Below are 23,606 nucleotides of genomic sequence, written 5' to 3'. Positions count from 1 at the left end.
CAGGACGTCGATTGAGAGAGAGGCTCCCTGCCGGGCCGTCCGGCCGGAAGCCTCTTCATCAAGGGGTAAATCGAGGTAAGTCCTTATTACTTGGTAACAATTGACTCTATACTCGAATTCACTGAGACAACGTCACGGAGGACCTATGTTTACATCTCACTCCGCCACCATCCTGATTGTCGATGACTCACCCGAAAATCTGATGGTGCTGACCGACCTGCTCTCTCCCACCTATCGGGTGCTCGCCGCCCAGAGCGGGGAGAAGTGTCTGCGGATCGCCACTGGCAAGACAATACCGGACCTCATCCTGCTGGATGTGATGATGCCTGGCATGGACGGCTATGAGGTGCTCAAACAGCTGCGTATTACCCCTGCAACCAGTCGTATTCCGGTGGTGCTGCTCACCGCCCTCGCCGACCCCCAGAGCGAGGAGTACGGCTTGTCGCTGGGAGCCGCCGACTACATTACCAAACCCATCAAACCGGCCATCGTCCAGGCGCGGGTGCGCACCCAGCTGGAGGCCAAACAGGCCCGCGACGGCCTGCAGAATCAGAACGCGGCGCTGGAGGCCGAGGTGGCACGCCGGATGACCGAGAACGACCTCATCCAGCAAGTCTCCATCCGGGCGCTCGCCCATCTGGCGGAGATCCGCGACCCCGAGACCGGCAATCACATCTTGCGTACCCAGGGCTATGTCAGGCAACTGGCCTGTGCGCTGGCCAGTCATCCCCGTTTTACCGACACCCTGACCCCCCGCTACATCGATCTGCTGAGCCGCTCGGCGCCGCTGCACGACATCGGCAAGGTGGGCATTCCGGATCAGATCCTGCTCAAGCCGGACAAGCTGACCCCGGCGGAGTGGCAGATCATGCGCACCCACGCCAAGCTCGGCAGCGACGCCATCGAAGAGGCCGAACGGGACATCGAACAGCCGCTGGTGTTTCTCACCCTGGCCAAGGAGATAGCCCACTGGCATCACGAAAAGTGGGATGGCAGCGGCTATCCCGATGGCCTGCAAGGGGACGCCATCCCGCTCTCGGCCCGCTTGATGGCACTGGCGGACGTGTTCGACGCGCTGATCAATGTGCGCGTCTACAAGGCGGCCATGCCCTATGAGGAGGCGCGTGCCCTGATCCTCTCCGGCAGCGGCCAGCATTTCGACCCGGATGTGGTGACGGCGTTTGACAACCACTTCGAGCAGTTCGTCGCCATCGCCGAGCGCTACCAGGATGACAATGAGGCCAGACATGGCTGAGCAGCCTTCGTTGACCCGGGCCCATGTGCTCAACGTCGTGCTCACCTATGCCGCAGTGGCGAGCCTGTGGATCCTGCTCTCCGACAAGGCGGTGGAGTGGCTGTTCAGCACTCCGGCCCAGTTCGCGCTGGCCAGCACCATCAAGGGGTGGCTGTTCATCCTCATCACCGCCACCATGCTCTATACCATGCTGCGCCGGCGCATCGACCAGCCGACGGTGACCACTTCCCCTTCCCGGCGCCAGCTGCTGCCGTTCGTGCTGCTCAACGGCCTGATCCTGGCCCTGACCGCCATGGCCATCGCCCAGAACATCAACCTGACCCAGGACAAGGAGGCAGCCCGGCTCGAGACCATTGCCGATCTCAAGAGCAAACGCATCACCGAATGGCTCAACGCCCGGGAATTTGACGCCCACATTCTGTTTGAAAACCCGCTATATGCCGCCCTCTATCGCGAAGCCCAGACCACCCGGGCCGGTCATGCCAGCCTGATGGCCAAACTGGACGAATTTATCTCCATTCGCCGCTTCAGTGCCGCCAGCGTGCTCTCGCCAGAGGGCAACCTGCTGTGGCACACCCCGGATGCCAGCGGCCTGAGCGCCCAGTTGCGCGCGGCATTGAAGAACGCAACAAGCGGCAGCATCACCCGGGTCGGCCCCTATCTGGACGAACAGGGTCAAGCCCGCCTCGACTTTATCGCCCCGCTCCCCATGGCGGGCGACAAATCGCCTTTCATCGTGCTGCAGATAAGCCGCAGTGACTGGCTCAACAACATTCTCAAGTCCTGGCCGGTGCCGGACAGCAGCGGGGAAGCCCTGCTGTTTCGCCGCGGCGGCGATCAGATCCAGTTTCTCAACGATGTGCGCTATCGCCCCGGTTCGGCTCTCACCCTGTATTTGCCTGTCAGCAGCAAGGAGTTGCTGGCAGCCCAGTTCCTGCAGCAGAGTCGCAATGAAGAGGGCAAGGCGCTCTTCTTTGGCAAGGATTACCGCAACACGCCGGTATTTGGCACCGTACAGCCGGTCATGGGTACCGACTGGTATCTGCTGGCCAAGATAGACAAGGCCGAACTCACCCGGGCGGAGCTCAAAGAGAGCATCTGGATCGGGTTGATCGGCCTGCTGGTGCTGCTTATCGCCAACACCGGCATCGTGCTGCTGCGCCAGCACACCCGGTTGCAGATGGCCGAGCAGGTTCGCCAGTCCCAGGCCGGCCGCCTGCAGGCGCTGCAACTGCTCTCCGCCATCGCCGACAGCTCGGAAGATGCCATCTTCGCCAAGGACAGAGAGGGCAAATACATTCTGTTCAATCGCGCCGCCAGCCAGTTTGTCGGCAAATCGGCCAGCGAGATGCTGGGTCAGGACGACATGGCCATCTTTCCCCCCGATCAGGCCCGCATGCTGATGGCGCTGGGTGAACAGGTGATCGCCAACAACCGGGTACAGACCCAGGAGGAGTACCTGACCCTGCCAGGCGGCGAGCGGGTGTTCCTCGCCACCAAGGGGCCGCTGCAAGACAGCGACGGCCAGGTAATAGGCATCTTCGGCATCTCTCGCGACATCACGGATTTCAAGCGGGCCGAAGCGGGCCTGCGCGAGCGGGAGGGGCTGTTTCGCGCCCTGGTGGAACAGTCGCTGGCCGGCATCTACATCATCCAGCAGGGTCAGCTCTGTTACATCAACCCAGGTTTTGCCCGCCTGTTCGGCTACGCCTCGACCGCTACCCTGCTCAAAATCGGCACCCTGCACGCCCTCGCCAGTCCGAAAGACAGCGCCAGGGTGGCTGAGCAGCTGCAGCGCTGCGAACAGGAAGACAGCGAGATCCACACCCGCTTCACCGCCCTGCACCACGACCACCAGAACATCGAGATGGAGCTCTATGGGCGCCGTGTCGACTATCGCGGCCAACCTGCCGTGCTTGGTCTGCTGCTGGATGTCACCGAGCGCGAACAGGTCGAGCAGGCCCTGACCCGTCAAGCCAGCGAGCTTCGCCAGCAAAACAATGAACTGGAGCGGTTCAACAAGGTGATGGTGGACCGGGAGCTGGCCATGCTGGCCCTCAAGCACAAGATCAACGAGCTGTCACTTCAGCTCGGGCAACAGCCCCCCTATCCGCAGGCCCCCACCCCGCCGGAGGAGTCCCTATGACGCGCTGGTCTTCACTGTGGCACCTTCGCCAACCCAGACAGCGCTGGGGGGTCTGCCTGCTGGCCATGCTGCTGCCCGTACTGATGCTGCAGATCCGGGTCCAGCTGCCCATCGCCTTTGGCGAGCGGCCGCTGCTTGTGCTATTCATGCTGCCCATCACCGTCTGCGCCCTGCTCGGTGGCCTGCTGCCCGGCCTGCTCTGTACCCTGGTGAGCGGTTTGCTCACCACCTACTTCCTGCTCGCCCCGCTTCATGAGCTGCGCATCGGCGCCGGGCAGGATCTGGTGCAGTGGGGCATTCTGATCGCCAACGGCGTTCTTATCAGCCTGCTCAGCGCAGCCGTGCACCGCTCCCGCGCCCGAGAAACCCAGCGCTGGCAGGAGCTAAGCAGCATCCAGTCCCGCCTGCAACAAAGCGAGACCCGCTTCCAGGCCACCTTCGAGCAGGCTGCAGTCGGCATCGCCCTGGTCTCCCCGGATGGCAAGTGGCTGCGGGTCAATCGGCGGTTGTGCGACATGCTGGGCTACCAGGCCGACGAGCTGATGGGCATGACCTTCCAGCAGATCACCCACCCGGATGATCTCTTCATCGATCAGACCTACGTGGCCCAGATGCTGGCAGACGAACGGCAGCACTACACCCTGGAGAAGCGTTATCTGCGCAAGGGCGGCGAGGTCCTCTGGATCACCCTGACGGTGGCGCTGGTCAAGGATCTCAAGGGAAAACCGGATTACTTCATCTCGGTCATCGAGGATCACCAGCAACGCAAGGAGACCGAAGAGGCGCTGCGCCGCAACGAGGGGATCCTGCGCGAATCCCAGCACCTGGCCAAGATCGGCAACTGGCGCTGGAACATCGCCGACGACAGCCACTTCTGGTCGCCGGAGATCTACCGCATCTATGGCCGCGATCCTTCCCTGCCTCCCGCCATCTACCCCGAGGTGAGGAAGTACTTCACCCAGGATGGCTGGCGCGCCATCGCCCAGTCGGTCGAGCGCTGTCTGCAAGATGGCCTGCCCTACGAGTGCGATGCCGAGGTGATCCACGAACAGGGTGAACCCATCTGGATCATCGCCCGCGGCGCCGCCCTGCGCGCCAACGACGGCACCATCGTCGAGCTGTATGGCACCGTGCAGGACATCACCGAACGCAAGCTGGCCGAGCAGCAACTGCTGCACAACCAGCAGGTGGCCCTCGATACCCAGCGCCGTGCCAGGCTGGCGGCGCTCAACCTGATGGACGACGCCATCAGCGCCCGCATCCGCGCCGAAACCACCAGCAGTGCCCTGCGCGAGAGCGAGCAGCGGCTGCTGATGGCCCAGGAGGGAGCCCACGTCGGGATCTGGGAGTGGAACATGCAGGGTGGCCGGCTCTTCTTCTCCCCCGAATGTGCCCGCCTCTATGGTCGCAGCGCCGAACAGCTCAGCGAGTTCAAGCAGTGGCACAGCTGCCTGCACCCGGACGACAAGCCCCGCCTCGACAAGTTGCTGGCCGAGCTGCCGGCAAGCGGCAAACCCATCGAGATCGAATTTCGCATCCTCTTGCCAAACGGCGACGTGCGCTGGCTCAGCAGCAAGGGCAGCATCTACCGGGATGCCCAGCAGCGCCCGCTGCGCCTGCTCGGCATTCACCTGGACATCACCGAGCGCAAGCAGGCCGAGCAGCAGTTGCGCCAGCTTTCGCTGGCGCTGGAGCAGAGCCCGGATGGCGTCTTCATCACAGATACCCAGGCCCGCATCGAATATGTCAACGTCGCCTTCCTGGCCGCCAGCGGCTACCAGCAGAGCGAGGTGATAGGACAGACCCCTTCTCTGCTGCGCTCCGGGCTCACCCCCAAGGCTACCTACATCGCCCTGTGGGATGCCATCAAGCGCGGCCAGCGCTGGCACGGCGAGTTCATCAACCGGCGCAAGGACGGCTCCCACTATCAGGTGCTCGCTACCGTCTCTCCCATTCGCCAGGAGAACGGGGCCGTGACCCACTACGTGACAGTGCAGGCCGACATCACCGAGAAGAAGCAGCTCGGCGAGGAGCTCGATCAGTACCGCTACCACCTGGAGGAGATGGTCAACGAGCGCACCCTGCAGCTGGCTCAGGCCCATCAACGGGCGGAGAGTGCCAACCGCGCCAAGAGTGCCTTCCTGGCCAACATGAGCCACGAGATCCGCACCCCGATGAACGCCATTTTGGGGCTCACCTACCTGCTCAAGCGCGACACGCCGGATCACACCCAGCAGGATCGACTGGAGAAGATCGACAACGCCGCCCAGCACCTGCTCACCATCATCAACGACATCCTGGATCTCTCCAAGATCGACGCGGGCAAGATGGCGCTGGAGCAGAGCGACTTCTCCCTTACCGCCATGCTGGACAACGTCAGTGCCCTGATGAGCGAGCAGGCGCGCGCCAAGGGGCTCACCATCATAGTCGACATCGGCGATACCCCGGCCTGGGTGCACGGCGACATCACCCGCCTGCGTCAGGCGCTGCTCAACTACGCGGCCAACGCCATCAAATTCACCGAACAGGGCTCGGTCACCCTGCGGGTCAGGGTGGATCACCCGCTTGCCGGCGGCTATCTGCTGCGCTTCGAGGTGGAGGATACCGGCATCGGCATCAGCCCGGAGCAGAGCGAGAAGCTGTTTCAGGCTTTCGAGCAGGCGGATGTCTCCACCACCCGCAAATATGGCGGCACCGGCCTTGGGCTGGCCATCACCAGCCGGCTTGCCACCCTGATGGGCGGGGAAGTCGGGGTCACCAGTACCCTTGGCAAGGGCAGCTGCTTCTGGTTTACCGCCCGCCTCGCGGTGGGTCAAGGCGAACCGCAGCAACCGGCAGCGCTCGAGCAGACGGTGCAGCAGGCCCTCTTCTTTGCCAACCACGCTAGGGTACTGCTGGTGGAGGACAACGCAATCAACCGCGAGGTAGTGCTGGAGCTGCTCAACAACAGCGGCCTCGTCATCGAGACGGCGGTCAATGGCCAGGAGGCGCTGGAGCGCGTCAGCCAGCACCCGTTCGATCTCATCCTGATGGACATACAGATGCCGCTGATGGATGGCTACAGCGCCACCCGGGCCATCCGCGCCCTGCCGGGCTGGGAGCAGGTTCCCATCCTGGCGCTGACCGCCAGTGCCTTCGAAGAGGACAGAAAGGCCTGCGAATCCGCCGGCATGAACGATTTCATCGCCAAACCGGTGACTCCCGCCAAGCTGTTCGAGGCGCTGCAGCAGTGGCTGCCCAACAGCACGGCCGCCGCCCCCAAATACCAGCGGCGAACGACCGACCTGCTGACTGGCCCCCTCACCCGCCTGCAAAACCTGCCCGGGCTGGATCTGCAACAGGGGCTGGCGGCGTTGCAGGGCAACCAGACCAAATACGTCGCCCTGCTGCGCCACTTCGCCAGCGAGCACAGCCAGGACATGCAGCAGCTGGAGAGCCACCTGCACGCTGGCGACAGGCCAGCCGCCAGCCGGCTGATCCACACCCTGCGCGGGGTGGCCAGCACCCTTGGGCTGGTTGAACTGGCCGCCCAGAGCCAACAACTGGAGCAGGATCTGGCCAACAACAGCCAGACCCTGGCCGAGCGGATGGCACCGATCGCCCACCTCCTCAGCGAACTGCCGGGTCTGCTGGGGGAAGAAGATCCCAGCCCCGCCGCGAACGCCGCGCCGCTTGCCAGCCACTGGCAACAACAGCTGCTGCGCCAGATTGAGGAGTTGCTGGTGCAGAGCGACACCGCCGTGATCCCGCTGTTTGAGCAGTACGCGGCCCCCCTGCTGCTCACCCTGGGGACGCCAGGCGAGATCCTGGCTCGCCAGCTGAAAGTGTTTGATTTTGACGGTGCCCTGCTCACCCTTCGTGAGCTGCTGGCAGCAGATGGCTCTCAGCCAGTCTTGAGCGGCCAGGCGCCTGCTGGCACCAGCCGGCATCAGGGCGCGAGCAAGCTGGATAAAGGGTTGAATCACTGAATAAAGTCGTGCATATAGTGGTACTCCCCCGAGTGAAGACGCCGCCCGTTTCGGGTCTCTTTTTCCCGCTCAGGAACCCGCTGTTAAAGCATGCAAGCCACCTTTTTCACTCGCCGCCGGGCCCCTGGGCCCGTTGGCAACAACCTTAGTTTTAACAGTGCTTTACATGGAGCAACGAGCATGTTGTCAAAGCGTATTATCCCCTGTCTGGACGTCAAAGATGGCGTGGTGGTCAAGGGAGTGCAGTTTCGTAATCACGAGGTGATGGGCGGCATCGTCGAGCTCGCCCGCCGCTACGCCAGCGAGGGGGCCGACGAGCTGGTGTTCTACGATATCACCGCCTCGAGCGACGAGCGGGTGGTGGACAAGAGCTGGGTAAGCCGGGTAGCCGAGGTCATCGACATCCCCTTCTGCGTCGCCGGCGGCATCAAGAGCGTGGAGGATGCCCGCCAGATCCTGGAGTTCGGGGCCGACAAGGTCTCCATCAACTCGCCGGCGCTGGCCGATCCCACCCTTATCACCCGACTGGCCGAACGCTTCGGCGTGCAGTGCGTGGTGGTGGGCATCGACTCCTATTTTGATGCGCAGAGCGGTCACTATCAGGTCAAGCAGTTTACCGGCGACGAGAGCCGCACCCGCACCACCGCCTGGCATACTCTCGATTGGGTACAGGAGGCGCAAAAGCGTGGCGCCGGTGAAATCGTGCTGAACGTGATGAACCAAGATGGCATGCGCCAGGGCTATGATCTCGAGCAGCTCAAGCTGGTGCGGGCCGTCTGCAAGGTGCCGCTCATCGCCTCCGGCGGCGCCGGTGCCATGGAGCACTTTCGCGATGCCTTCACCCTCGCCGACGTGGACGGGGCGCTGGCCGCCTCCGTGTTCCACAAAGGCCTTATCCCCATTCCCGAACTGAAACGCTGGCTGAAAACCGAAGGAGTCGCCATCCGTGAATAATCAAGCAGTAAACAACGAGCAGTCGCTCGCCGAACGCCTGGACTGGGCAAAATGTGACGGCATGATCCCCGCCATCGTCCAGCATGCCGCCAGCGGCGAAGTGCTGATGCAGGGTTTTATGACCCGGGAAGCCCTGGATAAAACCCTGGCGACCGGCCAGGTCACCTTCTTCAGCCGCAGCAAGCAGCGCCTCTGGACCAAGGGGGAGAGCTCGGGCCATGTGCTTCAGCTGGTCGCCATCACCACCGACTGCGATCAGGACTCCCTGCTGATCGCCGCCAACCCCGTCGGCCCCACCTGCCATCTGGGCAATCCCTCCTGCTTTGACGGTCACCCTGTACCGCCCCTTGGCTTCCTGGCCGAGCTCGAGCAGATCCTGGCAGCACGCAAAGGTGCGGATCCGGCCACCAGCTACACCGCCAGCCTCTATGCCAAGGGCACCAAGCGCATTGCCCAGAAGGTGGGTGAAGAGGGTGTGGAAGTAGCGCTGGCCGCGATGGCGAAAGACAGGGAGGAGCTCATCAACGAATCCGCCGACCTGCTCTACCACCTGACAGTGCTGCTGCAAAACGAGGGACTGGGTTTGAAGGATGTGGTGCAGCGGCTGTATGAGCGCCACAACAAATAATCTTGCAATGTGCGCGGATCTACTCCGCGCACATTCAAGTGAGTTATTCAATATGCACTGCCAGTTCAATTAAATTACGGTATACCTGCATATCTCTACATAGCTTTGTTTGCTCATTCATCGCGAGAGTCATCTCGAGTTTTCCCCAATCGATGTTCCCTGCTCTGTTTAACTCATCAGCGACTCGATACAAATCATGACCAACTGACTCTACATACTTGTCCCATATTAGATATGAATATGTAGGAGATATCATATCCAATAATGAAAATTTATATTCTCGATTTTCAAAAACCGTTACTGACACATGCTTAAATCCATCTGGGGAAGGAATGACATCTGGTATGTTTTCTCTAGGATTGAACTGGACGGTTAAATGAGTGCCATCATAATATCGAAATAACTCATCTAAACTTGGCTCCGCCCCGCCTTTGCTTATTGATAGTTTCCCTTCAATGATTTTTTTGTAAGTGCTTGGGTCCATTTCATAGAGAACACATAGGAAGATAATAAATACCAGATTCACCTTAGCGCCTACTAAATAGTTATTTACAATCGCAATTATCCTATCAATAAGCTGTTCAATTCGCCGAAGAGAAATACCATGTACTTCACTCAGAAGTGTTATTACCCGTACTAAAAAGTCTCCATCTTTGTCTTCAGGCCAAAAATATGACTTGTCCAACCTATATTTTTTTGCCTTAAGGCTATCATCTATAAAATTTTCTTTGGAGACTATTGGCATGGTAAAACGTCGATTAAAGAATCGCCCTAAATAATTTGGAGCATCAAAACCATCGCCATATATCACTTTTACAGCATGCTGTAACTGTTCAGTATCCGTTGCCAACACAAACACCACGCCGGGGATATCGAAAATATGCTTGATGGTTTCCAGCATTTCTACCGCATAGGAGGGACGACAGCGATCCAGCTCATCGATCAAGATAAAGGCTGGGTAATCCAGTTTTTCATCACTTAAACCAACAGCCCCCTCGACCCATTGTCGTATCTCTGTTTTGAGATACTGAATAGATTCATAACGCTCTTTGTGATTGCTACAAAGCGTATCAACCAGCTTGTCTGCGTCTTCTCCTTCCATAGAAAAGTCACCATCTTCCAGTCCAGCTTTTTTAATGGCTGACTTGAGTACTAATTTCCCACCAATTTTTAACAATCCTAAAAGCTTTGATTTAATGCCATCAGGTACGGCAAGCTTATCTCCCGCAGCATCTCTCAGTTGTTCGATAATCGATGAGATCACCGTTAACAAGGGGTCATCAGAAAAGTCCTGCTGCCAGGCATCGATATAGACGGTGGGATAGTGCTGTTTCAGCTTCATATACCAGCGCTTGATAAACCAGGTTTTTCCTGCCCCCCACTCGGCATTGAGGTTCAATACATAGTTACGCTGTTTGCCTTCTGCCGCCAGATAATTGGTCAGAAACTCGGCATAGCGAGCACGATCCAGCCGATCTCCCGCGAGAGTATCCTGCACTCCTTCAATGGCCCCCGGACCACTCCATGCAATGGAGTTTTCCCAATTAAACTCTGCACGCGTCATAATATTTCCCTGCCTCTATATTGAGCAGGATATTACCAGAGTGAGTCCCGAAAGAGTTTGATGAGCATAGAAGTTTGGCGCCATATTGCTCGAGGCAAAATGGCACCAACTTAAAACTTGGGATAAGAGTGGCTAGCTCCTACCCCAGCTGCTGGCGCAGCATAAATTTCTGCACCTTGCCGGTGGAGGTTTTTGGCAGCGGGGTGAAGATGATGCGCTTGGGGGCCTTGAAGTGGGCCATCTGCTCGCGGCAAAACGCAATCAGCTCGGCCTGGCTGAGTTCGCGACCCTCCTTGAGCTTGACGAAGGCGCAGGGCACCTCCCCCCACTTCTCGTCCGGCATGGCGATCACCGCCACCTCGTCCACATCGGGATGGCGATAGAGCACGTCCTCCACCTCCAGACTGGAGATGTTCTCCCCGCCGGAGATGATGATGTCCTTGGATCTGTCCTTGATCTCCACGTAACCGTCCGGGTGCCACACCGCCAGATCGCCGCTGCGAAACCACCCCTCCGCCATCGCCTCGGCGCTGGCGACCGGGTTCTTGAGATAGCCCTTCATCACCACATTGCCGCGCAGCACGATTTCGCCCATGGTCTTGCCATCCCGGGGGACCGGCTCGCCGCTGACCGGGTTGATGACCCGCATCTCTCCCTGCAGGGGTGAGGCTACCCCCTGGCGTGCTTTCAGACGCGACAGCGTGGTGGCATCCTGCCCCTGCCAGCTTCTTTGCGGTTCGCACAGCACGCAGGGGCCATAGGTTTCGGTGAGGCCGTAGACGTGGGTCACGGCGATCCCCATCGCCTCCATGCCTGCGATCACGGTGGCGGGGGGCGCCGCCCCTGCCGTCATCGCCTTGATGGGGTGATCGAGCCCGCATTTGAGGGCCGGATCGGCATTGTTGAGCATATTGAGCACGATGGGGGCGGCGCAAAAATGGGTCACCTTGTGCTCGTGCAGCGCCTCATAGATGGCCGCCGCCTGCACATGGCGCAGGCAGACGCTCACCCCGGCCGTCGCCGCCAGGGTCCAGGGGAAGCACCAGCCGTTGCAGTGAAACATCGGCAGGGTCCAGAGATAGACGCTGTGCTTGGGCAGCTCCCAGGAGAGCACGTTGTTGACCGCATTGAGGTGGGCGCCGCGATGGTGATAGACCACCCCCTTGGGGTTGCCGGTGGTGCCAGAGGTGTAATTGAGGGAGATCGCCTGCCACTCATCTTGCGGCAGCCAGCCGGGCTCATCCCCATTGCCCTCGGCAAGAAACGCCTCATAGTCGAGGTCGCTGACCAGCGCCCCCTCTCGGTAGAGGGGATCGTCGATGGCGATGAGCAGCGGCGCGAGTTCAATCAATGCCAGTGCCTTGCGCACCACGGCGCCAAACTCCCGGTCCACCAGCACCACCTTGCTCTGGGCATGCTGGAAGATAAAGGCCATCGACTCGGCATCGAGCCGGGTGTTGATGGTGTTGAGCACGGCGCCGCTCATGGGCACCCCGAAGTGGGCCTCGAACATGGCCGGGGTATTGGGGGCGACGATGGCGACGGTATCCCCCTCGCCGATGCCGCGGCAGCGCAGGGCCGAGGCCAGCTGGCGACAGCGTCGCTCGGTCTGGGCCCAGCTCTGGCGCAGGGGACCGTGGATCAGCGCCGGATAGTCGGGGTAGACCCGGGCTGCCCGCCCCAGAAAGCTGATGGGGGTCAGCACCTGGTAATTGGCGGGATTTTTTTCCAGATCGCGCTGATAGATGTTCTGCTCTGTCATCGGGTTCCTTCCTCGCAGGTAGCAAAAGCGGTGCGCTCCCGGGAGCGCCGGCAACCATCGTCTGGCGTCCTGCCAGAGGGTGCTCGTATCGGGGATCACAGCCTAGCGCGAGGTGATGGCCACAGGTATTAGCAAAACGTCTTAGAGGCGCCGAGCTGGCGCCGCGAATCTGACCGAGATGCATGCTGGCGCCGCGAATCTGACCGAGATGCATGCTGGTGCCTGTTCTTTCAGCGACGAATGTCGATGGCCAATATCCTCGGCATAAAACCCGGCAAATAATGAATATGCTGATGCTGGCATGCAAGCTGGCCATATCTGGTTGCAGGCTTGCCGATATCGATATATTTATAAAAACCGCTGTCTGGATATTTATGGCATAAGCAAGCACATCGATTTATTGCCAGCAAATTAATGACAGATTTCTCATGAAATATATTTTGTGACGGCTTCCATAAAGCAGGCCCGCAGCGCTGTTCATGCTTCCCCTCGACGGGTTATGGTTTCTTGGTGAAACAATCTACCGGATGTTCAATATCAGGCCAGATTTCTCGCCATACGATGCGCCACAACCAGTGAGTTTGCGCACGCCCGCTGCATGACGAAGGAACCCTATCGACCCGATATTCCGCCGAGCCCGAACCTGCTTTATCGAGGAGCATTTTATGTGTGCCGAGCCGAATACCCAGACCCGCAGACAATTTCCCACCGCGTTTACCATTTTGTTTTTGATCATGTTGTTGGCCATCGCCCTCACCTGGATAATTCCGGCGGGCGCCTATGCCAAGCTCTCTTATAATGCCGCCAGCCATATGCTGACCATCAACACGCCGCAAGGGGAAACCCGGCGAGTGCCCGCCACTCAGGTTGAGTTGACCAGACTCGACATCAATATCGGGGTGGAGCAGTTCGTCAACGGCACCATCCGCAAGCCCATCGCCATCCCCGGCACCTATGAGCGGCTGGCCCAGGCGCCGAAGGGACTCTCCGATGTGGCGGTGAGCATGGTCAAGGGCACCATAGAGGGGGCCGACATCATCGTCTTCATCCTGGTGCTGGGGGGGCTGATCGGGGTCATCAACAAGACCGGTGCCTTCAGTGCCGGGCTGGTGGCGCTGTCGCGCAAGACCCGCGGCAACGAATTCCTGTTTGTGGCGCTAGTCTGCTTGGTGATGGCGCTGGGGGGCACCACCTGCGGACTGGAGGAGGAGGCCGTCGCCTTCTATCCCATCCTGGTACCCATCTTTCTGGCGCTCGGCTATGACGCCATCGTCTGCGTGGGGGCCATCTTCCTTGCCGCCTCCATGGGCACCACCTTCTCCACCATCAACCCCTTCTCGGTGGTGATCGCCTCCAACGCCGCCGGCATCCCGTTTACCGAGGGGCTGAGCTTTCGTGCCGTCGGCTGTCTGGTGGGCACCCTGGTGGTGATCGGTTATCTCTACTGGTATTGCAAGAAGATCAAGGCCAACCCCGCCTTCTCCTACACCTATGAGGACAGAGAGAGCTTCCGGGCCCGCTTCCTGAAAGAGGGCTCCCTCGATGAAGGGGTCCCCTTCACCCTGCGCCGCAAGATCATCCTGACCCTGTTCATCCTCGCCTTTCCCCTGATGGTGTGGGGTGTCTCCATGGCTGGTTGGTGGTTCCCGCAGATGGCGGCCTCCTTCCTTGCCGTCGCCATCGTCATCATCTTCATCTCCGGCCTCAGGGAGAAAGAGGCGGTCGAGGCCTTCACTCAGGGGGCGTCCGAGCTGGTGGCGGTGTCACTCATCATCGGGCTGGCGCGGGGGGTCAATCTGGTGCTGGATCAGGGGATGATCTCGGACACCATCCTGGCCTATGCCTCCAGTCTGGTGGCCGGCATGCACGGCGCCGTGTTTGCGGTGGCGCAGATGCTGGTGTTCACCCTGTTGGGGCTGGTGGTGCCCTCCTCCTCGGGGCTGGCGGTGCTCTCCATGCCCATCATGGCGCCGCTGGCGGATACCGTGATGATCCCGCGCTACATCGTGGTGTCGGCCTACAACTGGGGACAGTACGCCATGCTGTTCCTGGCCCCCACCGGGCTGGTGCTGGTCACCCTGCAGATGCTCGGCATCCAGTTCAACCAGTGGGTCAGGTTCGTGCTGCCCATGGTGGGCTTTGTGCTGGGTTTTGGCGCCCTGATGCTGGTGGCGCAGGTGATGCTGATCTAGGGCACATGGCCCCCGCCCCGGCGGGGGCCATGCCTTATCCAGGGCGCAGATCTGGGAAACTAGTGGCGCACCCTGTGCTGCTGGCGAAAACAGAAGAGCTTGAGGCTGATGTCGGCAAGGTCGGCGGGCAGCTCCTGCGCCGTCTCACAGAGGGGTTGATAGAGGGAGTCCAGCAGCCGCTGGGCCTGTTCCTGGGTGATGATGCCGGCCTGCACGGCCGGTTGTATCCATCTTGGCAGCATCGACATACGAACCCCCTTGCTGACCGGATAACCACAGCCAAACTGGCCTGACTGCGGGTGGCGCCTGCCGGCTCACATTGGTGCGGGCCGCCAGAGACGCGCGATTGATCCTCTCTGCCAACAGAGCAAGCATAATGCTTGCCGTGATCTGTTATCGGCCGCCAGCCATCCTGGCAACAGTGATTTATCAAGCGGTTGGCGCTCCCTGACTGGCCCTTGTTGATGACTAGGCCCCCCTTGTTTGCCACTGCGCCAGCCGGCGGCGTCAGAAGCTTGGCGCAAAATGGGAAAACAGGCCCAGCTGAATCGCAGAATGCCACTCGCAGATCGCTTTTGCAGCCTTCATCCCGCCCCTTGTCGCCAAAGCCCGACACCTTTTTGACGAGGCTCTTTTCGATGCAGTCAGGGGCTGTCGTGCCCGCACCGGCGTTGCCTTGTGCCTCCTTGCCCTTGTGCCAAGATGACCGCAAGCAAGAGACGCATCCCGTGATGCATTTGAGGAGAAGAGAAAATGAACAAATCCATGTTGGCAGGAGTCGGGATCGGTGTGGCCTCTGCGCTGGCCTTGTCAGCCGCCGCCAGCGGATCCCTGTTTTCATCACAGCCTCAGTTCGCCGAAGTGCTGGCCAGCAAAGCGGTGACCGAGACCATCAAGACCCCCCGTCAGGAGTGTCGCAACGTCACCGTGACCCACCGCAAACCGGTGCAGGACGAGCACAAGATCCTGGGTACCGTGGTCGGTGCGGCGCTGGGCGGCGTGCTTGGCAACCAGTTTGGTGGCGGCAACGGCAAGAAGGTGGCAACCGCCGCAGGCGCCGTGGCGGGTGGCTATGCCGGCAACCAGGTGCAGGGCAACATGCAGGCCGGTGATACCTACACCACCACCGAGCAGCGTTGCAAGACGGTGCAGGAGAGCAGCACCCGCACCCTGGGTTATGACGTCACCTACCGCCTCGCCGGTCAGGAAGGGGTGATCCGCATGAACAAGGCCCCCGGCGCCACCATCCCGGTCAAGGATGGCAAGCTGGTGATCGACGGCCCCCAGAGCGGCAGCTGATCCCGTCAGCGTGTTCCGCTCAGAGGCCCATCCTGGTGATGGGCCTCGCTGTTTTTGGCGCTCTTGGCTGACAACAGCAAGGCGACCAACAACAGAAAGGGGCCCGCAGGCCCCTTTCTTATTGCTCAATCATCCTCAGTGGCGACCGAAGGGCCACCAGGACTTGTCGTTGTCCAGAATGTCGACCCGGGTCTCCTGCGGGTTACCCGGCTGGCCACCTTGCAACGCGGCCAGGCTCACCTTGAACTGCTCGGTGGGCTCGACAAACCAGTCATCGATGATCAGCACCTTGACCGACTTGCTGCCCCCCTCGCCCGCGGCCCAGCTCACCGACTGACCGAACCAGGGCAGGAAATCCAGCCCCCAGCGCGCCGTGACCCCGTCAAGGGCCACCCGGGCCCGGGCCGGCTTGCTCAGATCGCCGCTGCGCACCAGCGGGATCTCGGCAAACCACTGCCCCTCATTCACCATCATGCTGGCGCGCGCCAGCGAGATGGTGGACGGCGCCAGCTTGTCCTTGATGGTCACCAGGGTCTGGTGCTGCTCGCCCAGGGTCGCGCCACTCGGGTCAAACAGCTCCAGGGTAAAGGTCTCGTCTCCTTCGCGCAGGGTGTCGCTCTTCACCGGAATGCTGATGGTCTGGCTGTCGCTCTGCCCGGCGGCCCAGTGCAGGGTGCCGGTGAGCGGCGCCACGTCGTTGGCATCGGCGCTGCCGTAGGCAATGCGGTAGCTGACGCTGGCCTCCCCATAGGTGCCATCGCGGCGCGCCACGCTCAAGGTCAGGGTGTTGCCCTCCTCCACGTTGGCAGCGGCGCTCTCGAGGCTCAATACCCCGGCGGGCGGCAGCGGATACTGGATGGCCACCAGCACGGGATCGTGATCCGAGGCGCTGAAGGGCCCCTCGGATTTCACCAGCTGGCCGCTGTACTTGCTGCCGTACTCGAAGAAGTTGCTCTCGGCGGAGTTGATGTGCCAATCCTCGATGCCGATCACCTTGGCCGCGAGGCTCGGGTTTGCCAGGGCGTGATCCAGGTTGCCGAGCTCCCCTTCATAGCTGTAGGAGTAGGTGTCAGTACCGTGGAAGCGGGTGTTGAGGTTGATAAGGCCATACCCCTTGCCAAGGGCGCTGCCGCTCTCCTCATAGGGCTGACCCGCCAGGGTGGTGAAGGAGGCGCTCATGATCTGGCGCGATTGGGCGGCCGGATCATAGTCGGTCAGCACCCGAATGGGATCCTCCATGCCGTAAGCGTTCATGTCGCCGATGAGCAGCAGATCCCCGGCCAAATCCTTGAGCTGTTCTCCCAGCACCTTGGCGGCAGAGACCCGCAGCGCGTTGCAGTGGCCCTGGCCATCCAGCGGATCGGCGGTGGCGTAGTCGGGGTAATCCTCGAAGCAGGCGGAGCCCTTGGACTTGAGGTGGTTGACCACCAGGGTCAGCGGCGCATCTCCCTTGGGTGAGCTGAAGCGCTGTACCAGTGACTCGCGCATCCCCTGATTGATGGTCACCGGCTTGCCGCTGGCGTCCACCGCCTCAGCCTGCTGCACCGGCAGCGCGATGAGGCTGGCAGCCCCCTCCGGGGTCACCTTGGCGGGCCGGTAGATGAGTCCCACCGTGATGGCGTCGGTGCCAATCGGCTGGCCATCCGGCGAGGCAATCCAGCGGTAGTGATCCGCCTCATCCGGCTGGGCAGCGTTCAAGGCCGCCACCAGGTTGGCGATGGCGGAGTTGTCGCCGTAGCCGTTGTTCTCGATCTCCATCAGCCCCACCACGTCGGCATTGAGGCGGGTGATGGCGCTGACGATCTTGGTGCGCTGCAACTCGAACTCCGCCACCGTCAAGGCGCCCCGGTTGCTGCCGGTGGGGTTGGCATCGCCCCCCACCACAGTGGTGAAGAAGTTGAGCACGTTGAAGCTGGCGACCCGCAGATCCCCCGCCTCGGCGAGCTCGGGGGTTTCCACCCGATCCCAGCCGCTGTGATCTATCTGGCTGGCATCAATGCGGTTGCTGGCCACCAGTCGGAACAGGTTGTAGGAGTAACCGAGCGCCCCCTCCAGCCCGTTGAGCTTGTCGCCGATGCGCAGGTAACCGTCCTCGGCGTTGAAGCCGGGGAACCAGGGCAGCACGCCGTCCGGCGCCTTGGCGTCGGTTTCCACCACCAGCTGGTTCTGCTGGTTGCGCAGGGCCCAGTTGCTCGCCTCCTGGCTCATGGCGGCAAATTTCTGGGTCGACTTGATAAGCGGCGCACCATAGGCCAGCACCAGGTTGTTGCGCTTGCCGTCGTAATCGAAGCTGAAGTTGCGGGTCACCACCAGGCTGGAGCCAGGCACCAGCCGTACCTGCATCCCCTCGTGACGCTCCAGCAACTGGCTCAGACTCTCGCCCGCCACCGGCAGCAGATCCACCGCAGCCGGGATGGCCCCCTGCGGCCGGGTCACCACCAGATCGTCGGCGTTGAGCTGGGTCTGGTTGAAATACTCCTTCACCTTGCCCGAGACGCACACCTCGGCCCCCGGCACGACGGCAGCATTGGCCTTGGTGCTGTAGACGAAGAGGCCGTCGGAGGTGGCCGGATCGCCGTCCCCCTGCTCATCCTGAATGAAGAAGCCCTTGTAGAGGCCGCTCACCACCTGGGTCACCACGCCGCGGGTGGCGTAGGCCTGTTCCGATTCGAACTTGCCGGCCGGTACCAGCAGACTGCTGGTACCGGGGCCCTGAATGGCGGGCACCGGCACCAGGCTGTCCACCGGGCAGACGAAGGCGGGCGGCTGGGTGCCATCGCAGGGACCATCGCCACTGCAACCCAGGCCGCTGGCGTCATCTTTCGGGGCGGCCACATATTCCTGCGCCGGATCGAAGGGGGCGGTTGCATCAGTCCGGCCGGTGGTGACGGTGGCCTTGCGGCGCAGGGTCATGTCCAGGGTCGAGACGCCGCCCGACACCCAGGCCGTGCCCGGATCCACACCGACCTGGCCGAAGCTGTCCACTATTTCGCTCCCGCGATAGAGCACCAGAGCATCGTCACCGTTGAACACCAGGTTGCCGCTGGTGCGGTTGGCCTTGGCCAGGATCTCGCTGCTCGCGGAAGGGTTGGCCAGCACCAGGGTGGCGCCAGGGGCCAGCGTGCCTTGCAGCGTCAGGCTGTTGGTGGGGGATTCGCTGATGGGTTTGCCGTTGGCGTAGAGTGCCAACCGATATTGAGAGAGATCGACGAGGTCGCTGCCGAGGTTGCTCAGCTCCACCGCCTTGTTGTTGCCCGAGCCTTCCAGGTATTCGCTGATGAGCAGCTGTGCCTGTGCCGGTCCCGCCAGCGCCAGCCCGACGGCCAGCGCTACCAGAGAGTGTCTTCCTGACATGCCAGTTTCCTTTTTCTTTTTGATGTTATGTTTTGCGCCCCGCCAAGCGGGCCGCAGCACCTGATTACAACCCTGATTGCGCATCATGGCGGCCTCGGCCGACCATGGCGCCTACTCTGCCCGTTTGCGCGAAGGGTCACCGCGAGCTGGCTAACAATTACAGAAAAATGTTGCGACCACGTGACAAAAAAGGGGGCTTTTTTCAGACCCCTTGCCATTATTTTCCGTTATTTCCCGCCCGCCGGTATTTGCTGTCGCCAATAGGCAAAGGCGGCACACAAGATGGCGACACAAGCTGACATATCGCGTAAAAACAGTCCCTTGCCACCCCACCGGCTGCCACACGCAGCAGCCTATTTATTATTCAGGCGTGCAGATGGGCGACACGGGATAGGCGCCCTCCATTGCCCGCCCGAAATAACGGGATGCGCGCTTGAGCGGCGGGGTGAAAATAACCTCCCGGCCTATTTCAGGCGCCGCCATGCCAGTGCCGAACGACGGTTTGCGAGGCTAATCGAGGGGCAACCCCGTCACCCCTTGCAGCACTTCTTCACCGCCCGCACCACGTTCTGATAACCGGTGCAGCGGCACAGATTCCCCGACAGCCCGCGGCGGATCTCCGCCTCGGTCAGCGGACGGCGCTCGGTCTTGTCGAGCAGGGCTGCACTCGCCATCACCAGACCCGGCGTGCAAAAGCCGCACTGCACCGCCCCCTCGTCGATAAAGGCCTGCTGCACATCGGAGAGCTCGTTGCCTCTGCGCTCCCCCTCCACGGTGCGAATGGATTTGCCATCGGCCCACACCGCCAGATAGAGGCAGCTGTCGATGGCCGTGCCATCCACCCGCACGGTACAGGCGCCGCACTCACCGACACTGCACCCCTCTTTCACGCTGATAAGCCCCTGCCCGCGCAGGAAGTGAAGCAGCGACATGGTGGGCGACACAGCATAGGAGTAAGGTTTGCCGTTGATCTCGCACTGGATCGCAATAGTGGGACAGCTTTGCGGTTGCATCATAGGATCTTGCCTCCGGCACGTTCGACGGCGCAGGTGATCACCCGCTGCGCCAGGGTTTTGATCAGATGCAGGCGAAACTCCTTCTCCGCCCGCCAAGAGGATCGCGGTGCTACATCGGCCACCACCGCCTCGGCAATGGCGGCCAGCGTGGCGCGAGTCAGGGGTTGCCCTTCGGCTGCCGCTTCCGCGTGCGGCGTGCGCACCGGTGTCGGTGCCGCCACTCCATAAGCCAGTCGCAGGCGCTTGAAGTGACCATCCTCAATCTGGCAGTAGGCGGCGCAGCCGATGGTGGCGATGTCCATGGCGCCCCGCATGGCGTACTTGAAGTAGTGGGAGCCCGCATGCGGGTGCACGTCCGGGGCAAAGTGAAACGCCACCAGGATCTCCGCCGGTTGCAGCGCCACCTTGCCCGGGCCGGTGTGAAATCCGGCGATGGGGATGCGGCGCGTGCCGCCCGGGCCGGCAATCTCCAGCTCGGCTTCCAGCGCGACCGTGGGCGCCGCCGAGTCGGCACTGGTGGCGCCGTTGCAGATGTTGCCGCCATAGGTGGCGACGTTGCGGATCTGCGGGCCGGCGATGGTGGCGGCCGCTTCCGCCAGCATGGGCAGGCGGCGCTGCACCAGCTCGTTTTCGATGAGCTCGGTAAAGGTGGTGCCAGAGCCGATGCGAATAGCGCCGTCAGCCAGCTCGCTCACCCCCTTGAGTTCGGGCAAGTCGTGAATATCGACGATATGGCGATAGGCGGCGTTGAGGTGATGGAGCTGGATCATCACATCGGTGCCACCGGCCAGCAGGCGCGCCTCGGGGTCGGCCTGGCGTAGGGCAACCGCCTCGGCCACGCTGTGGGCCTTGTAGTAACGGGCAATATCAAACATGGTGTTGCTCCTCCCCTGCTCCCTCGCCAATCAGACCCGCCACGACAAACTCCCGAAACAGGGTCTTGGGTGTAATGGGCAGCTCGTTGATGGCGACCCCGGTCGCCATGCGAATGGCGTTACGGATCGCCGGGCCCGGTGAAATGATGGGCGGTTCCCCCAGGGATTTGTGACCATAGACCGACTGGGGCTCGTAGGTCTGCACGAAGTCGCATTCGAGCTCGGGCAAATCCAGCATGGTGGGGAACTTGTAGTCGAGCAGGTTGGGGTTGCGCACCACGCCGGTCTTGGCGTCGATGATCATCTCCTCGAACAGGGACCAGCCGATCCCCATCCCCATGCCGCCGTGCACCTGCCCCTCCGCCAACTGCGGGTTGAGGATCTTGCCGGCATCGTGCAGGTTGAGGATGCGGTTGATGGTCACCTTGCAGAGATCGATGTCGACGCTGAGATCGACGAAGGTGCAGCCAAAACTGGGCGGGTTGGTGGTGGTCTTGTGGGAGACCTCCGAGGTGATCTGGCCGCCGATGGTGAGGTGGTAATAGGCGTTGACCGACACCTCGGCGACGCTTAACAGCACCTTGTCCGGCGCGCCGGCCAACACTACATAGCCATCGATCAGAGTGAGCGACCCCACGTCCTGATGGCAGAGCTGAGCCGCCAGCGACAGGATGCGGGCCCGCAACTGCAGCGCCGCCTGATGGATGGCGGGGGCCGCCACATAGCTCTGGCGCGAGGCGAACGAACCCGGATCGTAGGCGGTGATGTCGGTATCCTGAGTCGAGATGACCCGGATCTGCTCAAACGGAATACCCAGCGTCTGAGCCGCCATCTGGGCAAAGACGGTATCCGATCCCTGTCCTATCTCGGTGGCGCCTATCTGCAGATTGACGGTGCCATCCTGATTGAGCAGCATGCGGGCGCCGGCAATTTCGACCCCCACCGGATAGGTGTTGGAGCCATAGCTAAAGCACGCCACCCCGATGCCGCGCCGTACCCGGCTCGCCGGATCCTGTGCCAGATATTCGGCCTTGAGCCGCTCCCACTCGAACTGCTCGCCGCCCCGGCGCAAACACTCGGGCAAGCCGGCGCTGTAGATGGTCTTCTGGTTGACCTGATTGACATCCCCCTCGCGCGCCACGTTGGCGATGCGCACCGCAAGCGGATCCAGACCCAGCTCGGCGCAGGCGTCGTCCAGCATGCATTCGAGGGCAAACACCACCTGCGGCGCGCCGTAACCGCGCATGGCACCGGCGGTGGGCAGGTTGCTGTAGAAGGTTTTGGCGTCGTAGCCAAAGGCGCTGCGCGGATAGAGGTAGCTTATCTTGTTGGCGCCGGCGCTGGCGATGGAGTGGCCGTGAGAGGCATAGCCGCCGGTGTTGGAGAGCACGTCCAGCTGATACCCCTTGAGGGTGCCATCCCGGCTGATACCAAGGGTGCCATCGATGGCAAAGCCGTGGCGGGTGCGGGAAGCAAAGAAGCACTCCTCCCGGCTCAAGGTCACCTTGACCGGCACGCCGCCGAGCTTATAGCTCAGAAACGCCGCCATCGGCTCTTCCAGCACATCCTGCTTGTTGCCAAAACCGCCGCCCATGTAGGGCTTGATCACCCGCACGCTCGACCAGGGCAGGCCGAGGGATTTGGCCACCCGGCTGCGCACAATCTGGGGGATCTGGGTGCTGGTGACCACTATGATGTGGTCCGGCTGATCCATGTAGGCGTAGCAGGTGACCGTCTCCAGATGGCAGTGCTGCACCACCGGCGTCTGGTAGTGCGCCTTGAACTGCAAGTCGGCGGCGGCGATGGCCTGCTCCGGCTCTCCCGCCCGGATCTGGCTCTGGCGCAGCAGGTTGCCGGTCGGGTGGATGGGATAGGCCCCTTCGGCCAGAGCGCTGGCCGCATCCGTCATCACCGGCAGCGGCTCGTAGGTCACCTTGACCAGGGCGGCGGCCTTCTCGGCGACCAGCGGATCGCGGGCCACCACGATGGCGACGCCATCGCCGAAGTGGCGCACATGGTCGGTGAGCAGGCGCCGGTCTTTCACGTCCCGCTTGGTCTCATCGAGGGACCAGGCGTGACCGGCGGTGCGAAAACAGGTGGTGGGCACATCCTCGTGGGTGAACACGGCCTCGACCCCGTGCAGGGCCAGCGCCTCGCTGGCGTCGATGGTGAGCACCTTGCCGTGGGCGATATGGCTTCGCACGTACTTGGCGTGGCGCATGCCGAGCATGATGTTGTCGTCGGTGTAGCGGGCGCTGCCGGTCACCTTGGCCTCGGCATCCACCCGCTTGAGCGGTAATCCTATGGACATATGCAAGTCCTTTGTCAGGCAGAAAAAATCAGAACCGGTATAAAAAACAGCAAGATATGCGCCCGTTTCCGGCAAGGCGGGCCAACCGGGGGGCAAAGGCGGCGAGCAAAGGGAAGAAGTGTGAAGAAGATCCCATCCGGCGCCCATCAGGCGCTCCGTCATGGCCGTGGCCAGCCCCGCAGCAGCAGCCCATGGAGGGCTCGGCGGCGCCAGTGCCAGGCGGCGTTATCAATCTGGTAAGCCCCGTTATCAAAATGGTATGAGTTCGGGTTGAAGGGCGGG

Annotated in this window: 14 protein-coding genes; 7 read left to right on the top strand and 7 right to left on the bottom strand. The window is 61.7% G+C overall.

The genetic code is table 11. The annotated features are described in order from the left end of the window. The first annotated feature begins 145 nt into the window (after window positions 1-145). From ACB032_RS05510 to hisIE, 5 genes are all read left to right on the top strand, one after another. Window positions 146-1,255: a two-component system response regulator gene (locus ACB032_RS05510; protein ID WP_016350784.1), complete on the top strand. Its 1,110-nt coding sequence runs from the start codon at window positions 146-148 to the stop codon at window positions 1,253-1,255. Then, window positions 1,248-3,401, top strand: coding sequence for a PAS domain-containing protein (locus ACB032_RS05505; RefSeq protein ID WP_371137525.1), 2,154 nt, complete (start codon window positions 1,248-1,250; stop codon window positions 3,399-3,401). The genes ACB032_RS05510 and ACB032_RS05505 overlap by 8 nt, the downstream gene beginning before the upstream one ends. After that, window positions 3,398-7,369 carry a PAS domain S-box protein gene (locus ACB032_RS05500; protein WP_371137524.1) on the top strand — a complete coding sequence of 1,324 codons (3,972 nt, stop codon included), beginning with the start codon at window positions 3,398-3,400 and terminating at the stop codon, window positions 7,367-7,369. Before ACB032_RS05505 ends, ACB032_RS05500 begins: the two co-directional genes overlap by 4 nt. A 180-nt stretch (window positions 7,370-7,549) precedes the next feature. Beyond that, window positions 7,550-8,323, top strand: coding sequence for an imidazole glycerol phosphate synthase subunit HisF (gene hisF / locus ACB032_RS05495; protein WP_010633929.1), 774 nt, complete (start codon window positions 7,550-7,552; stop codon window positions 8,321-8,323). After that, window positions 8,316-8,951: a bifunctional phosphoribosyl-AMP cyclohydrolase/phosphoribosyl-ATP diphosphatase HisIE gene (gene hisIE, locus ACB032_RS05490; protein ID WP_269381812.1), complete on the top strand. Its 636-nt coding sequence runs from the start codon at window positions 8,316-8,318 to the stop codon at window positions 8,949-8,951. Before hisF ends, hisIE begins: the two co-directional genes overlap by 8 nt. A 43-nt stretch (window positions 8,952-8,994) precedes the next feature. Here hisIE and ACB032_RS05485 read toward each other — a convergent pair whose 3' ends face one another. Further along, window positions 8,995-10,515, bottom strand: coding sequence for a P-loop NTPase fold protein (locus tag ACB032_RS05485; RefSeq protein ID WP_371137523.1), 1,521 nt, complete (start codon window positions 10,513-10,515; stop codon window positions 8,995-8,997). Between the two features lie 139 nt (window positions 10,516-10,654). Next, entirely contained in the window at window positions 10,655-12,277 is a 1,623-nt protein-coding gene (locus ACB032_RS05480; protein ID WP_371137522.1) for an acyl-CoA synthetase, read from the bottom strand. 665 nt (window positions 12,278-12,942) lie between these two features. Here ACB032_RS05480 and ACB032_RS05475 point away from each other — a divergent pair. Then, window positions 12,943-14,469 carry a YfcC family protein gene (locus ACB032_RS05475; RefSeq protein ID WP_259230087.1) on the top strand — a complete coding sequence of 509 codons (1,527 nt, stop codon included), beginning with the start codon at window positions 12,943-12,945 and terminating at the stop codon, window positions 14,467-14,469. Between the two features lie 59 nt (window positions 14,470-14,528). On the opposite strand, the gene ACB032_RS05470 is transcribed toward ACB032_RS05475, so the two are convergent. After that, window positions 14,529-14,717: a hypothetical protein gene (locus ACB032_RS05470; protein ID WP_268000991.1), complete on the bottom strand. Its 189-nt coding sequence runs from the start codon at window positions 14,715-14,717 to the stop codon at window positions 14,529-14,531. 505 nt (window positions 14,718-15,222) lie between these two features. Between ACB032_RS05470 and ACB032_RS05465 the strand changes: the two genes are divergently transcribed. After that, the gene (locus ACB032_RS05465; RefSeq protein ID WP_016350791.1) at window positions 15,223-15,768 is read left to right on the top strand and encodes a glycine zipper 2TM domain-containing protein; all 546 of its coding nucleotides are present in this window, start codon (window positions 15,223-15,225) and stop codon (window positions 15,766-15,768) included. Between the two features lie 135 nt (window positions 15,769-15,903). Here ACB032_RS05465 and ACB032_RS05460 read toward each other — a convergent pair whose 3' ends face one another. The 4 genes from ACB032_RS05460 to xdhA form a co-directional block, all read right to left on the bottom strand. Beyond that, window positions 15,904-19,122 (bottom strand): ExeM/NucH family extracellular endonuclease, encoded by a 3,219-nt coding sequence (locus ACB032_RS05460; protein ID WP_371137521.1) that lies wholly within the window; start codon window positions 19,120-19,122, stop codon window positions 15,904-15,906. A 530-nt stretch (window positions 19,123-19,652) separates the two neighbouring features. After that, the gene (gene xdhC / locus ACB032_RS05455) at window positions 19,653-20,138 is read right to left on the bottom strand and encodes a xanthine dehydrogenase iron sulfur-binding subunit XdhC (protein ID WP_371137520.1); all 486 of its coding nucleotides are present in this window, start codon (window positions 20,136-20,138) and stop codon (window positions 19,653-19,655) included. Next, window positions 20,135-21,013 carry a xanthine dehydrogenase FAD-binding subunit XdhB gene (gene xdhB / locus ACB032_RS05450; RefSeq protein ID WP_371137519.1) on the bottom strand — a complete coding sequence of 293 codons (879 nt, stop codon included), beginning with the start codon at window positions 21,011-21,013 and terminating at the stop codon, window positions 20,135-20,137. The genes xdhC and xdhB overlap by 4 nt, the downstream gene beginning before the upstream one ends. After that, entirely contained in the window at window positions 21,006-23,324 is a 2,319-nt protein-coding gene (gene xdhA / locus ACB032_RS05445; protein ID WP_371137518.1) for a xanthine dehydrogenase molybdenum-binding subunit XdhA, read from the bottom strand. The genes xdhB and xdhA overlap by 8 nt, the downstream gene beginning before the upstream one ends. Window positions 23,325-23,606 lie beyond the last annotated feature (282 nt).

Origin of the sequence: Aeromonas sp. S5(2024) (assembly GCF_041403025.1) — a bacterium.
Lineage (GTDB): Bacteria > Pseudomonadota > Gammaproteobacteria > Enterobacterales > Aeromonadaceae > Aeromonas > Aeromonas hydrophila.
This window is presented reverse-complemented; position numbering and strand designations above follow the sequence as displayed.

Excerpts from the sequence above, each read along its gene's own strand:
- ACB032_RS05475 (WP_259230087.1), top strand. The coding sequence starts at position 12,943 with ATGTGTGCCGAGCCGAATACCCAGACCCGCAGACAATTTCCCACCGCG.
- ACB032_RS05465 (WP_016350791.1), top strand. The coding sequence starts at position 15,223 with ATGAACAAATCCATGTTGGCAGGAGTCGGGATCGGTGTGGCCTCTGCG.
- ACB032_RS05460 (WP_371137521.1), bottom strand. The coding sequence starts at position 19,122 with ATGTCAGGAAGACACTCTCTGGTAGCGCTGGCCGTCGGGCTGGCGCTG.
- xdhC (WP_371137520.1), bottom strand. The coding sequence starts at position 20,138 with ATGATGCAACCGCAAAGCTGTCCCACTATTGCGATCCAGTGCGAGATC.
- ACB032_RS05485 (WP_371137523.1), bottom strand. The coding sequence starts at position 10,515 with ATGACGCGTGCAGAGTTTAATTGGGAAAACTCCATTGCATGGAGTGGT.
- xdhA (WP_371137518.1), bottom strand. The coding sequence starts at position 23,324 with ATGTCCATAGGATTACCGCTCAAGCGGGTGGATGCCGAGGCCAAGGTG.
- hisF (WP_010633929.1), top strand. The coding sequence starts at position 7,550 with ATGTTGTCAAAGCGTATTATCCCCTGTCTGGACGTCAAAGATGGCGTG.
- ACB032_RS05480 (WP_371137522.1), bottom strand. The coding sequence starts at position 12,277 with ATGACAGAGCAGAACATCTATCAGCGCGATCTGGAAAAAAATCCCGCC.
- ACB032_RS05505 (WP_371137525.1), top strand. The coding sequence starts at position 1,248 with ATGGCTGAGCAGCCTTCGTTGACCCGGGCCCATGTGCTCAACGTCGTG.
- ACB032_RS05470 (WP_268000991.1), bottom strand. The coding sequence starts at position 14,717 with ATGTCGATGCTGCCAAGATGGATACAACCGGCCGTGCAGGCCGGCATC.
- xdhB (WP_371137519.1), bottom strand. The coding sequence starts at position 21,013 with ATGTTTGATATTGCCCGTTACTACAAGGCCCACAGCGTGGCCGAGGCG.
- ACB032_RS05500 (WP_371137524.1), top strand. The coding sequence starts at position 3,398 with ATGACGCGCTGGTCTTCACTGTGGCACCTTCGCCAACCCAGACAGCGC.
- ACB032_RS05510 (WP_016350784.1), top strand. The coding sequence starts at position 146 with ATGTTTACATCTCACTCCGCCACCATCCTGATTGTCGATGACTCACCC.